The following is a 14,007-nucleotide window of genomic DNA, read 5'->3' as shown; positions in this document are numbered from 1 at the left end:
CTGTGACATTATAGCGCGCACCAAAAGGTTGAAAATCCAGTTTACTTAAATACCCCAATTTTCCAGCTTGCGATACAACGTGCGCCGTCCAAGTCCCAGGATACGTGCGGCAACACTTTTATTGCCGTTTGCTGCTTTTAAAACATAATCAACATATTGCCGTTCAACGTCTTCCAGAGTGAGCAGTTCGTCCGGATTGCTGCCCCCAAGAACAACTTGTGAACTCTTGTAGTTTCTGATTTTATCAGGCAAGTCTTCGACGACAACTTCTTCGAATCGTGTCAGCGCCAGCGCATGTTCCATGGCATTTCGGAGTTCTCGAACATTGCCCGGCCAACTATAAGCTAACAGTTTTTCAGCCGTAGAGGGAGAAAGACCTTTTACTGATTTCTCGTCGCGTTGCGCAATAGTTTGAAGGAAATACTGGGCCAGAAGCAGGATGTCTCTGCCGCGTGCCCTAAGAGGCGGAACAATGAGCCTTACAACATTGATGCGGAAAAACAGGTCTTCTCTGAATATCCCTTCTTCTACAGCAGCTTCCAGATCACGGTTAGTTGCCGCGATAATCCTCACATTTGACTTTAGTTCCATATTTTCACCAATAGGACGAACCGAGCCTGTTTCAACCGCCCGCAAAAGTTTTGGCTGAAGTTCCAGCGGGATTTCAGCGATTTCATCTAGAAATAAAGAGCCTCCATTTGCTTCCGTAAACAGACCTCGTCTGTCTGAGCGGGCGTCTGTAAAAGCACCCTGTGCGTGGCCGAATAATTCGCTTTCCAGCAGCATTCCGGGCAGGGCAGCACAATTAACAGGGATAAAAGAGGCTTTTCGACGTTTACTGTGACGATGCAAAGCACGGGCAACTAATTCCTTACCTGTTCCGGATTCACCGGTAATCAAAACCGGTACCTGCTGGTCGGCGATACGGGATATCTGATCAAATAACCGTTCCATGGCCGGACTTCTGCCTATAAACTCGCCAAAATCCTCCGCGTTTCTGCGGTTTTGTTTTTTTAGAAACGTAACCTGTTCCTGAAGCGAGCGATGTTTTAATGCCCTGTTGATAACAATGTTAAGCAGATCTGTTTCTATTGGTTTTGTTACAAAGTCATAGGCTCCTGCCCGGATTGCCTCAACAGCTGTATTAAGAGTGCCAAAAGCGGTAATCACAATTACGGGTACATCGGGGCGGTTCTTAGAGAGTCGATTGCAGAAATCAATACCGTTGAGTCCCGGCATCTTTAAGTCGGTTATGACTGTATCAAAAGACTCACGCATGAATGTCTCAAAAGCCCTTTCCGAACTGGTGTGCCATTGAACACGGTGGCCTCTCTGGGTTAGATCGTCATGCAGCATTTCGCACATGTCCTGATCATCATCAACAATAAGAATGTGTCCTGACATCATAAAAACTCCTGCGGAATATACACGGTAAAACAGCTTCCTTTGCCTTCTTCACTCATTACATCGATCCAGCCGCTGTGTTCTCTAACGATGCCGTATGTTATGGACAACCCCAGGCCCGTGCCGTTTCCTACTTCTTTGGTGGTAAAGAAAGGGTCGAATATTTTATCTAGATATTCGTCAGAAATGCCTATGCCGTGATCTTTTACTGTAATTTGCAGAAAATGCCCTTTATGACTTTCCACTCCTTCGGGCGGACTGGCTGGTACAGATTTTACAGTTACAAAAACATTGCCCCCTTCGGGCATTGCCTGTAGAGCGTTTTCAATCAGGTTCGTAGCTACCTGCTGAATCTGTACGGGGTCGATATCTACCACAAGCGAAGAAGTATCTTGTGGTAGTTTCATTCGGGCGTTGGCCTTATAGCCAAGGCAGTTTACCAATTCTACTGCCTGGCGAACCACATCGCCCCCATTGGTTTTAACTCGTTTTGGAGGGGTCTGTCTGGCGAAATCAAGTAGGTGACGGATGATATTTGTCATTCGCATTGCCTGCAATTTTATTTTTTCGGCGTTATCTTGAATCTGTTCGTTTTTGAGGATTTCTACGCGATCTTTGATCATTCCTGCACGTCCGCTTATTACGTTTAAGGGTGTCCCTAGTTCGTGTGCAACACCTGAAGCAAGTCTTCCAATCGTTGTAAGGCGATCCATATGCCGCATCTGTTCCATGATTGCAATACGTTTCTTTGTTTCGGTTATCTCTCGTTGCCAGGCTGTATGAAGTTTTGTGCACATATCATTCAGGCAGCCGGCAAGTGCCGTTAGTTCGTCGTGTCCACGAAGCACAAGCCTGCTTTCCATATCTCCTTCACCAATACCTTTAATCCGGTCCTGAAGTTTGTTTAGCGGGCGACCTATTATGGCAAATCCCAACAGGAACATAACGGCACCGCTTAGAGAGAAAGCCATACTGCCGGCAATCGCTTCGCGAGTCCACGCATTCTGAAGATATCTGCTCCTCTCATTTAATGTCTCGGCCAGTTGAATAACTCCATCCGCTTGCGGAATATCCAGGGGGATGAAAAAATATTGGACTTTTCCTCTTTTGCTTCGTTGCTGACGTAAGGATACGGTTTCACCGTTTTTCAGCTTGTTTAATGTGCCCTCGTCAAATTGGCTATTGAGGCCATCATGTCCTTCAAATGGTTTCCATGAAATATGAATTGGGTGTTCGTCCATATTGAACTTGTCGGTCAGTTTTATCGCTTGTTCACGGCCGTTCGACACCCACGTGCTTTGAACCGAAGCAGTTATTATGTTTTTCAACAACAAAGCATCGCGTTGAATATCAGTGTTAAGGCGTTTGGTTTCCCGTTTAACTGTCAGAAAACCTTCAAATGTGCGGATAGCAAACAGCACAACTATCAGCACTATAACAAATTTTAAAGTAACTTTCATAATAACTAAAACCTTAGTTAAATAAATGATTTAGAAAACATAGCAAAACAGTGGGGATTAACAAAATACGTCTGTAATCACTGTTGTCGCTAATTGGACTTTGTGTTCAAAAAAATCTTTTGCCGACTGAATAACTGTTAATTTTTTCCGCTGAAACAATCAGTATATACTAAACTATAGAATTATACAACTATCCTCCAGACTTTCTGGTAACAAATTATCTCACATAAACAGTGCCAGGGAGCATACGGGCATGACTAAGGATTAATCTACATGCAAAGTTGGCCTTTCAAAATATCCGTTCTTATCCACAGAAGGGGTTCAGGCCGCATTTTGGACAGAATTCTGAGGGCTTGCCGGTGCAGCCCTCTACTATGCCGATGCGGCTGAGGCAGAAATCGTATTTCACCGGGTCTTCGGGGCAGATTCTGGCAAATTCGCCGGTTACTTCAACCGCGGTTTTGAGATTTACTGTCTTTGCCGCGTGAAAACCGAGTATTCCGGTGATACGCGCCAGGTGCGTGTCCATCGGCACAATCAGCTTTGATGCCGGTATGCTCTTCCACAGTCCCGGGTCAACCGCGTCATCGCGGACCATCCATCGCAGGTACATGTTCATCCGCTTGCAGGGGCTTTTCTTAGCAGGGTCGGGTATCAGATATCCAAAACCCCTGTCAGCCGGAGATTTGCACAGCCGCTCTCGAAGCCGTGCGAACTCGCCGCAAAAACCTGTCATTGCCGGTATAATGTTGGCATCTGTTTCTTTGTAGAAGCCGGCGAAGAAGCTCTCAATGCTGCCGTGCTCACGCAGAATGTGCCTCAGAGCCGTCAGCATGTCGCACAGGTCATTTTCCGTGTTGAACCGGTGCTTGAAGCCGGCGAACCTTTTCCGCTGATTCTGCCTGAAATCGTGTACGAACGCGGCGGGCGATGTGCCCATCTGCTCAAACACAAACCGCAAAGCCTTCTTGAACTGCGCCACGCGTCCATAAGCGAAACAGCACGCTATAAACCCGACAGTCTCCATATCCGCCGGCTCTGGATATTCGTAGATGAATTCCTCCGGATCACTGGCGATATACTCCCTGCGGTTGTAAGTATGGTAAAGCGATTCAAGTATTTGCGGCAGATTGTTAGATATCCGGTTCATATTCCCTTCTTATCTGCTCCTCTCGACGCCGACGCGTTTGCAGTGGTCTTTTATGACGCACTGTGAGCAGAATGGCGATATCGGCTTGCAGGTGTGCTGGCCGTGGGCTACCAGGCAGGTGTTGTATCGGATCCAGTGTTTACGCGGCAGGATTTTCTCCAGGTCCAGCTCGGTTTTGTGCGGGTCTGTGGTCTTGATAATCCCCATACGGTTGCTGATTCGGTGAACGTGTATATCCACGCATATCGCCGGCGTGGCGAACGCTTCGCCGAGAACCAGGTTTGCCACCTTGCGGCCGACACCGTCGAAAGCCAGCAGCTCTTCCAATGTCTCGGGAACCTTGCCGCCGTGCTGCTCGAGTATCCGCTTAGCCGCGGATTTGACGGCAATCGCCTTGTTGCGGTAGAAGCCGATCGGGTATATCAGCTTTTCGATCTGTTTTAGCGGGAGGCTGTTGAGCGATTCGGCATTCGGGGCTTTGGCGAATAGCCGCTGCGAGCCCGCGGCGGTCGTCTCATCTTTTGTGCGGGTGGATAGGATGGCGGACATAAGTATTTTGAACGGGTCCTTTTCCTGTACCGCTATAAGTGTAACAATAGGCACATCATAGCCGGGCATCGCCTTTAAAAGGGCGGCCATGACGGCGTTAAAGTCAAATTTCTTTCCGTAAGCTGTTATCATGGCCATTATGATAACGTTTTTCGCGGATTTGTCCTTATATTCAATGATTTATTTTTCATTTTCAGGGCCGGAACACTTTTAATTCTAATTCTGTTATGGCTTTATAATGTTTGCGGTTGGCGGTGATAATCGCCAGCTGGTTTTCTACCGCAGTAGAAGCAAGCAGCGCATCGGCCATGCACATACCTGATTTTAAGCAGTATTCTTCCATGTAAACACTGGCTCTGTGTCCGATATTTTCTGTTAGAGGAAGTATTTCAAAACCCGCGTCTTTAAGAAATGCCCGGATTATTTTAATTTCTTTTTTGTCTCTGGCACCCTGCAGGAGTTCCATGTACACTACTGTTGATATCTGCCTCTCTGAAGTGTCCTCAATAACCTTCGCGGCTTTTGAGCTGCCTCGAAGATACCATATGAGAATATCTGTGTCAAAAAGCATCGAGGCGTCCCTTTCTGATTTCCCTGACAACTTTTTCGACATCATCGTCATCAAATTTGTCGGCCCAGAGCCCAAATGCCTCGCTGCTTGTCAGGTCTGTTGTCCGGCGTGTAGTTGTGGGGATTATTTTGGCCTTTTCTTTTCCTCTATAGGTCAGCTTTACTGTTTCATTATTGTCCAGAGCGGCAAGCACCTTGCTCATGTGTTTTCTCATGTCTAAAATTGAGGCTTTCATAAGTGTATCCTTTCTGTTAAGTGTACACATATAATGTACACTATGTCGGTCGAAAATAAAGATTTTTTAAAGATTTGGTGAAATAATTTGCTGATAATGTATAATAGAGCGGTTATTGATTTCTAAATTCTAATTTGTATAAACGTAGAGGTTTAACAATGAAACATATTATTATATGTATTCTCATTCTGCCGGCGTTTCTTTTTGTAGGCGGCTGTGAAGAGGCGATGCAGAGCGATAAAACATTGGAGCAGAGCAGCTCTAAGACAGTTATCCCGATAGAGCCGGTACGCAAAAGCGGCGACGTGACGTGGGATGATATCAGCGGCCGCGCATGGATACGTTTCACGGACGATGGCGGATACGATGGTTTTTACCTTGCGCCGGACTTAAATCTCGTTCTGATAAACGTTTCCAATATGCATGGCGTAAAGTGGATGATAAACGGGCGGATGCTCTCATTCGCAATGCAGGTTCCCGGCGAAGATGATCCGAGAATCTTATTATATACAATAGAGTTCGCCGAGGGCAAGCTCAGAATGTCATACCAGGGGTCGGATGAGCCGGTGGATTACCATCTTGCGGTGTTGTCGGATCCGTTCGACAATTCGCGATGGGAAATCAAACACCTGGCAGGGTCAAAAAATGCAATTCCAGACGGAGACAGTGTTTATATTCAGTTTGACCCAAACACCGGCAGGCTGGCGGGCTTTGCCGGAGTAAACCGCTTTTCAGGTTCTTTTAAACGTCTCGGCGGCGGTTATATCGAGCTGGGGAATCTCGCCGCAACCCGCATGGCAGGCCCCGGCCTGGCATTTGAACAGGATTTTCTCGCCGCGGTGCAGAGCTCGGATCTGGCGCTGGCCATCGGTGATACTTTGCATTTGTACGGCAAAGGCCGGCTCAAAGCAGTTTTCCAAAAGCTCTATGAAGATGCCTCGCCGCCGGCAACAGAATGAAATCTGTGAATTTGTTGCCGTCTGGTGCCGTTTATTTGCTTTTTAAGAGAAAGAAAAAAATCTTGACAAAGTGCGTGTATTAGGCTATTAAGACGTATTCTTTTTAGTTTTTATACGTAAAATCAAGTGGAAGATTTTGCGTAAGTTGTTTAATTAGATAAATTTAGGTGAACAAAAATCTGGCCGGACAAAAGTCCGGTCGTAATATTTATAATAAGTATATGGAGAATATTTGATATGCTTCCAACAAAAAAAACCAGTAAATCGCGTACTCGCACCCGCAGAGCACACCACGCTTTGAAGGCGACGAACTACTCTCTGTGCAGTCAGTGCGGCCAGTCAAAGCTGCCTCACGCTGCATGCGGTAACTGCGGCTATCACAACAGCAAAATAAGTCTGGATTTGAGTAAGAACGAAGACTAAAGATGCGTATTGCCGTTGACGCAATGGGAGGGGATAACGCCCCTGATGTCAATATAGAAGGCGCACTGATGGCCGTTGATCAGATTCCAGATGGGGATAGTATTATTCTTATTGGAGATGAATCTGTTCTCAAGGAAAGAATTCCTTCTAAGTATATTGAGTCAGGTAAGATACAACTTGTACACGCATCAGAAGTGATTGGCATGGACGAGTCCCCCGTTATTGCGCTGCGCCACAAGAAAGATAACTCGATTTCAGTCATGGCTAAACTTGCCGCAAACGGCGAGGCGGATGCGGTTGTGTCTGCGGGTAATACAGGCGCCTGTGTAGCGGCATGTCAGCTTCGTATGCGTAATCTGCCCGGTGTCAACCGGCCCGGAATTACGATTGTAATGCCAACCTCCGGCGGCCCTGTGGCTGTGTGCGATGTGGGGGCTAATGTTTCATGTAAACCCATAAACCTTTACCAGTATGCGGTTATGTCGAGTCTTTACATGGAGATGATGCATAACATTGAAAAGCCCCGAATAGGCCTTATAAGTGTCGGCGAAGAAGACAGCAAAGGCAACGAGATGGTAAAGAAAACACGAGATCTCTTACGCGGCGATAAACGGCTTAACTTTATAGGAAATATAGAGGGCCATGACCTGTTTAAAGGTGTCTGCGATGTTGCTGTTTGCGACGGGTTTGTCGGCAATATAATTTTGAAAGTCTCCGAGGGGCTTATAGCCAACATAGTAAAGGTTGTAAAAGAAGAGATACAAAACTGTAAGAGTATTATAATAAAACTCTTAGCACTCAAGTTTAAGAGTGCTTTTAAAGTCATGTTCAAAAAGTACGACTATCATGAGTACGGCGGCGCACAGCTTATCGGGGTTAATGGAACTTCGATTATCTGTCACGGTTCGAGTGTGGGCCGCAGTATCTGCAATGCAATATTAGCGGCAGAGAAATTGAGGAATGAACATCTCAACGAAAAAATAGTTGACTTCTTAGAGAAATCGAATTACCAGGGAGCTGCTAATGGGCAGTAATAATAAAATTTTTGGTGCATATATAAGCGGCACAGGCTCATTTGTGCCGGATAAAATTCTAACAAATGCCGACCTTTCTAAAATGGTTGACACCAGTGATGAGTGGATTACCACACGAACCGGCATAAAAGAACGCCGCATTGCGAATGAAAATGAAACAACTGCGTACCTTTCTATCGAGGCGTGCCGCAACGCCATGGAGATGGCAGGGCTCGGGCCGGAAGAAATCGGAGCTGTTATAATAGGCACAATAACGCCGGAGATGGTTTTTCCCTCAACCGGTTGTTTTGTTCAGCAGGCGCTGGGGCTGAAAAATGCCTTTGCATTCGACCTCCAGGCCGCATGCAGCGGGTTCCTGTATTCGCTCAGTGTTGCAGAGGCGTTTGTTAAGATGGGTAAGTATAACAATATACTTGTCTTAGGCGCTGAAACCCTGAGCACGATTGTTGATTATAATGAACGTACCTCCTGTATTTTATTTGGCGATGGTGCCGGAGCTGCGGTTGTCAGCCGCACTGATGATACATCAAAGGGCGTCCTTTATACAAACTGCGGAGCTGACGGCGGCGGCTGGGAGTCGCTCTATTGCAAGGCCTACGGCTCACGATATCCGGTGAGCAGACCGCTCGAAGATGAAAGCGACAAGTTTATGAAGCTCCAGGGGCGTGAGGTTTACCAGCTCGCGGTGCGGACTATAGTAGATGAGTTTAATCTCTGTCTAAAGTCGCATGACCTTGATAAAAGCCAGATAAAAATGATAATCCCCCATCAAATGAACGCCAGGATTATAGAGTCATCGTCAAAGCGGCTGGGGCTTAGCGAAGATCAGGTTTATATCAATATCGCCAAATACGGAAACACCTCAGCTGCGTCTATTCCGATCGCCCTGGATGAGTGCGTCCGTCAGGGGATTCTTACAAAGGGTGATTACTCGATACTTATAGCATTCGGTGCCGGCCTTACGTGGGCTTCGGCTCTTATAAAATTTTAAGAATATAGAATACGGAGCATGGGAAAAGCTGATTTGTTATTCCCTTGTTCTTATTGTGATTTATTGTTAAATTGTAACTGTTATTATTATGAAAACAGCATTTTTATTCCCGGGACAGGGTGCTCAGTCAGTCGGCATGGGCAAGGACGTCGCAGAAAAATTCGACGCGGCGGCGTTTGTCTTTGAAAAGGCCGACAAGGTACTGGGCTATTCGGTCTCAGATATCTGTTTTAACGGCCCAGAGGATAAGCTGAACTCAACTGTATATTCTCAGCCGGCGATATTCACGATGTCCGCGGCAGTGCTTGAGGTTATACGAAACGGTGCGGCAGACACTGTAGAGCCCGATGTATGTGCGGGGCTTAGCCTTGGCGAATATACAGCACTCTACGCGGCAGGGCGGATATCTTTTGAAGACGGGCTAAAGCTCGTCCAGAAACGCGGCGAAGCGATGCAGGAAGCGGCAGATGCCTCCGAGGGCGGCATGGTAAGCGTGCTCAAGCTCGATGAGGATAAACTTGAGCAGGTTATCAATGAGGCTGCCCAGGGTGAGCTGTTGACGGCCGCGAATTTTAACTGCCCCGGCCAGATTGTACTCTCCGGCAGCACCGGCGCCTGTGAAAGGGCGGCAAGGCTTGCCGAGCAGTACGGGGCCCTCAAAGCGGTAACGCTTAAGGTTGCCGGCGCATTTCACAGCTCTATGATGCAGCCGGCGGCGGATAAACTTGCAGAAGCATTAAAGGACTGCGATATAGCCCAGGACTCTCAAGTGCCGGTTATAGCGAATGTTAACGCTGAATACTATACAGACGCAGCAAGCGTCAGAGACGGCTTGTGCAGGCAGCTTACGCAGTCCGTTCTTTACCAGAAATGCGTTGAACGGCTTCTTGCTGACGGGTGTGAGAATTTTTATGAAATCGGTCCGGGCAGAGTTCTGACCGGACTTATGAAAAAAATAGACCGGAAGAAAAAAGTTGTCAATCTCAGCAATGCCGCGGCGATTGACGCGATTCTTTGAAGAATTACGAATTGAGAATTAAGAATCTGAGATTTGTAATATCAGATTTGAAATTGAAACAAGAAACGACAGATAAAAAGTTAAGAACTTAGAATATAGGATTTAAATTATGTCAGAACAAAGACTTGCAGTAGTAACAGGTGCCGCCAGGGGCATCGGCAGGGCGATCGTGCTGGAACTGCTCAAACAGGGACGTAAGGTAGCCGGTCTCGATATGAATGAGGACAACCTCAAAGAGCTCGAAAGTGTCTGTAAAGACGCAGGTTACGATGTTATCACTAAATGTATAAACATCACCGAAACCGATAAACTTGTTGCAATGATCGAGGAACTTGCCGCCGAACACGGGGGTATCGGGATTCTGGTCAACAATGCCGGCATCACACGCGATAAACTGATGATGCAGATGGACGCGGCTGATTTTGATTCGGTCATCGACGTTAATCTAAAGGCATCGTTTATGGCAACCAAGGCGGCGCTGCGTTCTATGGTCAGGAATAAATTCGGCAGACTGGTGCATATTGCCTCTGTTGCAGGAGTTATGGGCCAGGCCGGCTCAGCCAATTACGCCGCGAGCAAGTCCGCTCTGATCGGTATGAGCAAGAGTATCGCACGTGAGGTTTCAAAGAAAAACGTTACTTCAAACTGCATCGCTCCGGGCTTTATTGAAACAGAAATGACCAAAGACCTGCCCGACGTGGTAAAAAACGCCGCCAAAGCGGTAATTCCTGCCCGTAAATACGGTCAGCCGGAGGATGTCGCACGGGCTGTGGCTTTCTTTGCAGACGATAACAGCAGCTATATCACCGGCCAGGTTTTGTGCGTGGACGGCGGAATGGCAATGTAAAAAATATATTTTTGTTGCAAAATAATGGCGGTTGGGTATATTACCGCCCAAATTGAAATTACGTTAATAGAAATTAAAGTAAAAAAGAATAGTATTAAAATATTTCAGGAGAGTCAAAGTGGACCGTAATGAAGTTACAGAAAAAGTAATCGAGATAGTAAGCGAGCAGATGGGCGTTGACGCGGAAACAGTAACACCGGAAACATCTTTTATCAATGATCTCAATGCAGATTCACTTGATACGGTAGAGCTGGTAATGGAATTCGAAGACGCATTCGGTATGAGCATTCCGGATGAAGAAGCTGAGAAGATCCAGACGGTCGGCGCAGCTGTTGATTATATAATGACAGTAGTCGAAAAGTAATATTAGAATCTCTTTAATTATGAATAAACGTCGAGTAGTAATAACCGGTATGGGCTGTGTAACAGCCCTTGGAGAAACAGCGGACACACTCTATGAAAATGTTTGCAGCGGCAAGAGTGGAGTCTCCCCAATCGAAAGATTTGATACGACCGACTATCCTGTCAGGTTTGGCGGCGAAGTCAAAACATTCAATCCGGATGATTACATAAACCACAGAGAGGCTAAGCGGCTTGACCCGTTCAGTCAATACGCGGTTGCCTCAGCGATTACCGCGGCAAAAGACAGCGGTATTGAATTTGACGAAGAGCTGGCTCTTCGCAGCGGGGTAATCATCGGTACCGGTATCGGCGGAATTATTGAGATAGAGGCTCAACATATAAGGCTGTTGGAAAAGGGCCCCGGAAAGGTTTCTCCTTTCTGCGTGCCTAAACTTATGGGCAACGCTGCAAGCGGCAACGTTTCCATACAGCTTGGAATTAAAGGGCCCAACATGTGCGTCATAAGCGCATGCGCCTCGGCGGCACACGCTATGGGCGAATCCTATAACCAGATAGCATTCGGCAGGGCGGATGTCGTTGTAACCGGCGGCTCCGAGGCGGCGGTCAGTCCGGTAGGGCTGGCCTCGTTCTGTGCCTTGCGGTCATTGAGCACCCGCAATGATGACCCGGAAAAGGCATCACGGCCGTTTGATGTTGAACGTGACGGATTTGTACTGAGCGAGGGCGCCGGGGTTCTGATTTTTGAAGAATATGAACACGCTGTAAAACGCGGCGCGAAAATATATGCCGAGGTTCTTGGATATGCCGCGACAGGCGACGCGCACCACATAACCGCGCCGCTGCCGGACGGTTCGGGTGCGGCACGCGGCATGAAACTGGCAATGCAGGATGCCCAAGTCAACCCTGACGAGATAGATTATATCAATGCCCACGGTACAAGCACTGAGCTCAACGACATTGCCGAGACGATGGCGATACAGAGTGTATTCGGCGATCATGCCAAAAAGGTCGCACTAAGCTCGACAAAAAGCTGTACAGGGCATCTTCTCGGGGCAAGTGCGGCGGTTGAGATGATCATAACCGCAAAGACTATCGAAAAGGGCATAATTCCTCTGACGGCTAATACCACAGAGGTTGACGAGAAATGCGGCCCCGATATGAACCATGTTATCGGCGAATCAAGACAGCAGCATATCAATATCGCCGCGAGCAACTCACTCGGTTTCGGCGGGCACAACGCAACCCTCATCATCGGCAGAGTATAAGCGGTTAAAAGTTGATTTTCCTGATAAGCTCAGACTCCGCGGCCTTGCCGGTTATTGAATAATAACCACTTATGAACAAAGTAAACGAGTTTGAAGTTCTTACACAGAAAATGAGCGATTTTACGTTCCGATTTTGTCCCGATTGGCTTACACCTGTCCGGCAAATTTCGCCAAACCAGAAATTCTATACACTTTTGAAAGAGCAAATAGGGCTAAATCTGGAGTCTTTCAGCGGTCTCATGAGTGGTTGACAAGTACAACATCTTCTCACTTGGCTCGATTGTTACATTGCCGCGATGACGGTAAAATATGAGCAAAGTCAAACCAATTTCGCCGCTCAAATGAGGAATTCAGGTTAATTCATTTCCCAGGCAGGGGCCACATGCTTTGTCGCCTTTGCGGGGTTCACACAGGTTTAGTGCCAGAAATAAAGCCATAGAAAAGATTAGCAATCCCAATAATAACAAGCATTGATACCCCAATTTGTCGGCAATAAATCCGCCGAGCATAGGCATAAAGTAAAGCGGCAGAAGCATAGTACTCTTAATTGCCACCAGCAAAACTCTGGTTTCTTCTGGTCCTATTTCCAATATGTAGCCATTGTAGCCGACCATAAGTGCGCTTGAGGCCAGACCTGTAATGACAAAGGCCAGTGAAAACATAAAGACACTATTTGCGAATATCATCAGCAGCAGAGAAACGATAGCCATTGATATACCGATGTGTATAAGTATTCTTGTACCAACTTTATTTCCAATAGGCATCCATAAAAGGTTACTGAGCATCGCACCAAGTTTTATACAGATTATGAAAATTCCTACGTATTTCAACGGAATATTTCGATCTTGAGTCGCGAAAAGTGTCAAAAAAGGCATAACAAGAGCCATGTTGTAAGTCAAAAGCTCGATTAACACCAGTTTTTTCATCACAGGATAAATATTGAAAACGTGCAAGCATTCCTGCCAGAGCGAGGGGCCTATGATTTTAGATTCACCAGCCGGCTCATTTGGAAACCTCAGCAGGGACATGGCAGTATAAGCAATAATCAACGTTACAAAGGAAAGCAGAAACAGAACGCCAAAATTTTTAGGCCAAAGCATCTTGTTACTGCCAAGCACGTATTTTACCACAAAACCGGCTGCCATTGCCATAAAGCCGCCGAAAAACAGCCTCCATCCAAAAAAGCTGCTCCTTTTATTTGGCATTATCGTTTCACTGATTATTCTGTTGAAAGGAAGATTTGCAATTCCACCGGCAAAAGAGTATGTGCTTATAAGAATTATGGTCGCCCAAAGAAGAGAAACACTTTTTTGTGAACTTGTAACAGCTAAAAAACCTAATAGTCCCCATACGCCGCATCGTGTCCAAATACCAATAAGCATTAGCGGTTTTGCAGTATGCGGCCGACGTCGCAAAAAGCGGGAAATAGGCAGTTGCGGCAGTACAGCAGCTGCCTGCATCACTCCAACTATCAAACCAATAGCCAGCTTTGATGATGTAAAACCAGAGAGAAAAATCGGCAGTAAAGCAAAAGGTTCTGCAAAAGCCTGCGCCATATTGAAAAACGTTCCATGAATGATACCAGCCAGCATATTTCTTTGCTGATGCTCATGGGCTTTTGATTCTGTAATACCCTGTGTTGAAACCATGCTCATTAAAACTGGTTTTGGATCCGTTTAAAATTAAATTTCACAAAAGACAAACCAAATAAGATTATAACATTTCTTAAAGAATCAGC

Annotated in this window: 15 protein-coding genes; 8 read left to right on the top strand and 7 right to left on the bottom strand. The window is 46.5% G+C overall.

Going from position 1 to position 14,007, the window contains the following annotated elements; translation table 11 throughout:
- Window positions 1-45 precede the first annotated feature (45 nt).
- The 6 genes from SMSP2_RS10815 to SMSP2_RS10790 all read right to left on the bottom strand — a co-directional run bounded on the left by SMSP2_RS10815 (window position 46) and on the right by SMSP2_RS10790 (window position 5,369).
- Window positions 46-1,407: a sigma-54-dependent transcriptional regulator gene (locus tag SMSP2_RS10815; protein WP_222566335.1), complete on the bottom strand. Its 1,362-nt coding sequence runs from the start codon at window positions 1,405-1,407 to the stop codon at window positions 46-48.
- Window positions 1,404-2,864: a sensor histidine kinase gene (locus SMSP2_RS10810; RefSeq protein WP_146683965.1), complete on the bottom strand. Its 1,461-nt coding sequence runs from the start codon at window positions 2,862-2,864 to the stop codon at window positions 1,404-1,406. Before SMSP2_RS10810 ends, SMSP2_RS10815 begins: the two co-directional genes overlap by 4 nt.
- 304 nt (window positions 2,865-3,168) lie before the next feature.
- Window positions 3,169-4,014: a TIGR02757 family protein gene (locus SMSP2_RS10805; protein ID WP_146683962.1), complete on the bottom strand. Its 846-nt coding sequence runs from the start codon at window positions 4,012-4,014 to the stop codon at window positions 3,169-3,171.
- A 9-nt stretch (window positions 4,015-4,023) separates the two neighbouring features.
- On the bottom strand, window positions 4,024-4,701 hold the full coding sequence (locus SMSP2_RS10800; protein ID WP_222566334.1) for an endonuclease III domain-containing protein: 678 nt from the start codon (window positions 4,699-4,701) through the stop codon (window positions 4,024-4,026).
- Between the two features lie 55 nt (window positions 4,702-4,756).
- Entirely contained in the window at window positions 4,757-5,134 is a 378-nt protein-coding gene (locus SMSP2_RS10795) for a type II toxin-antitoxin system VapC family toxin (protein ID WP_146683960.1), read from the bottom strand.
- Window positions 5,124-5,369 (bottom strand): type II toxin-antitoxin system prevent-host-death family antitoxin, encoded by a 246-nt coding sequence (locus tag SMSP2_RS10790; protein WP_146683958.1) that lies wholly within the window; start codon window positions 5,367-5,369, stop codon window positions 5,124-5,126. Before SMSP2_RS10790 ends, SMSP2_RS10795 begins: the two co-directional genes overlap by 11 nt.
- A gap of 158 nt (window positions 5,370-5,527) precedes the next feature.
- On the opposite strand from SMSP2_RS10790, the gene SMSP2_RS10785 reads away from it, so the two are divergent.
- The 8 genes from SMSP2_RS10785 (at window position 5,528) to fabF (ending at window position 12,269) form a co-directional block, all read left to right on the top strand.
- Window positions 5,528-6,328: an META domain-containing protein gene (locus tag SMSP2_RS10785; RefSeq protein ID WP_146683957.1), complete on the top strand. Its 801-nt coding sequence runs from the start codon at window positions 5,528-5,530 to the stop codon at window positions 6,326-6,328.
- 237 nt (window positions 6,329-6,565) lie between these two features.
- Window positions 6,566-6,751, top strand: a complete 186-nt coding sequence (gene rpmF, locus SMSP2_RS10780) for a 50S ribosomal protein L32 (RefSeq protein WP_146683955.1) — start codon at window positions 6,566-6,568, stop codon at window positions 6,749-6,751.
- A 2-nt stretch (window positions 6,752-6,753) separates the two neighbouring features.
- Entirely contained in the window at window positions 6,754-7,785 is a 1,032-nt protein-coding gene (gene plsX, locus SMSP2_RS10775) for a phosphate acyltransferase PlsX (RefSeq protein ID WP_146683953.1), read from the top strand.
- Entirely contained in the window at window positions 7,775-8,776 is a 1,002-nt protein-coding gene (locus tag SMSP2_RS10770; protein ID WP_146683951.1) for a beta-ketoacyl-ACP synthase III, read from the top strand. The genes plsX and SMSP2_RS10770 overlap by 11 nt, the downstream gene beginning before the upstream one ends.
- Window positions 8,777-8,864: 88 nt before the next feature.
- On the top strand, window positions 8,865-9,794 hold the full coding sequence (gene fabD / locus SMSP2_RS10765; RefSeq protein WP_222566333.1) for an ACP S-malonyltransferase: 930 nt from the start codon (window positions 8,865-8,867) through the stop codon (window positions 9,792-9,794).
- 109 nt (window positions 9,795-9,903) lie between these two features.
- Window positions 9,904-10,641, top strand: a complete 738-nt coding sequence (gene fabG, locus SMSP2_RS10760; protein ID WP_146683948.1) for a 3-oxoacyl-ACP reductase FabG — start codon at window positions 9,904-9,906, stop codon at window positions 10,639-10,641.
- Window positions 10,642-10,759: 118 nt separating this feature from the next.
- The gene (gene acpP, locus SMSP2_RS10755; RefSeq protein WP_146683947.1) at window positions 10,760-11,005 is read left to right on the top strand and encodes an acyl carrier protein; all 246 of its coding nucleotides are present in this window, start codon (window positions 10,760-10,762) and stop codon (window positions 11,003-11,005) included.
- 19 nt (window positions 11,006-11,024) lie between these two features.
- Window positions 11,025-12,269 carry a beta-ketoacyl-ACP synthase II gene (fabF, locus tag SMSP2_RS10750; protein WP_146683946.1) on the top strand — a complete coding sequence of 415 codons (1,245 nt, stop codon included), beginning with the start codon at window positions 11,025-11,027 and terminating at the stop codon, window positions 12,267-12,269.
- Window positions 12,270-12,619: 350 nt separating this feature from the next.
- Here fabF and SMSP2_RS10745 read toward each other — a convergent pair whose 3' ends face one another.
- Complete coding sequence (locus tag SMSP2_RS10745) at window positions 12,620-13,924, bottom strand: MFS transporter (protein ID WP_146683945.1); 1,305 nt, start codon at window positions 13,922-13,924, stop codon at window positions 12,620-12,622.
- Window positions 13,925-14,007 lie beyond the last annotated feature (83 nt).

Source organism: Limihaloglobus sulfuriphilus (assembly GCF_001999965.1).
Lineage (GTDB): Bacteria > Planctomycetota > Phycisphaerae > Sedimentisphaerales > Sedimentisphaeraceae > Limihaloglobus > Limihaloglobus sulfuriphilus.
The sequence above is the reverse complement of the archived record's forward strand: the minus strand, read 5'-3'. Positions and strand labels throughout refer to the sequence as shown.

What these genes read in the sequence shown, in the direction of transcription:
- SMSP2_RS10800 (WP_222566334.1), bottom strand. Translation starts at nt 4,701, where the DNA reads ATGGCCATGATAACAGCTTACGGAAAGAAATTTGACTTTAACGCCGTC.
- fabG (WP_146683948.1), top strand. Translation starts at nt 9,904, where the DNA reads ATGTCAGAACAAAGACTTGCAGTAGTAACAGGTGCCGCCAGGGGCATC.
- plsX (WP_146683953.1), top strand. Translation starts at nt 6,754, where the DNA reads ATGCGTATTGCCGTTGACGCAATGGGAGGGGATAACGCCCCTGATGTC.
- SMSP2_RS10815 (WP_222566335.1), bottom strand. Translation starts at nt 1,407, where the DNA reads ATGATGTCAGGACACATTCTTATTGTTGATGATGATCAGGACATGTGC.
- SMSP2_RS10790 (WP_146683958.1), bottom strand. Translation starts at nt 5,369, where the DNA reads ATGAAAGCCTCAATTTTAGACATGAGAAAACACATGAGCAAGGTGCTT.
- SMSP2_RS10805 (WP_146683962.1), bottom strand. Translation starts at nt 4,014, where the DNA reads ATGAACCGGATATCTAACAATCTGCCGCAAATACTTGAATCGCTTTAC.
- fabF (WP_146683946.1), top strand. Translation starts at nt 11,025, where the DNA reads ATGAATAAACGTCGAGTAGTAATAACCGGTATGGGCTGTGTAACAGCC.
- SMSP2_RS10770 (WP_146683951.1), top strand. Translation starts at nt 7,775, where the DNA reads ATGGGCAGTAATAATAAAATTTTTGGTGCATATATAAGCGGCACAGGC.
- fabD (WP_222566333.1), top strand. Translation starts at nt 8,865, where the DNA reads ATGAAAACAGCATTTTTATTCCCGGGACAGGGTGCTCAGTCAGTCGGC.
- rpmF (WP_146683955.1), top strand. Translation starts at nt 6,566, where the DNA reads ATGCTTCCAACAAAAAAAACCAGTAAATCGCGTACTCGCACCCGCAGA.
- SMSP2_RS10785 (WP_146683957.1), top strand. Translation starts at nt 5,528, where the DNA reads ATGAAACATATTATTATATGTATTCTCATTCTGCCGGCGTTTCTTTTT.
- SMSP2_RS10810 (WP_146683965.1), bottom strand. Translation starts at nt 2,864, where the DNA reads ATGAAAGTTACTTTAAAATTTGTTATAGTGCTGATAGTTGTGCTGTTT.
- SMSP2_RS10745 (WP_146683945.1), bottom strand. Translation starts at nt 13,924, where the DNA reads ATGAGCATGGTTTCAACACAGGGTATTACAGAATCAAAAGCCCATGAG.
- SMSP2_RS10795 (WP_146683960.1), bottom strand. Translation starts at nt 5,134, where the DNA reads ATGCTTTTTGACACAGATATTCTCATATGGTATCTTCGAGGCAGCTCA.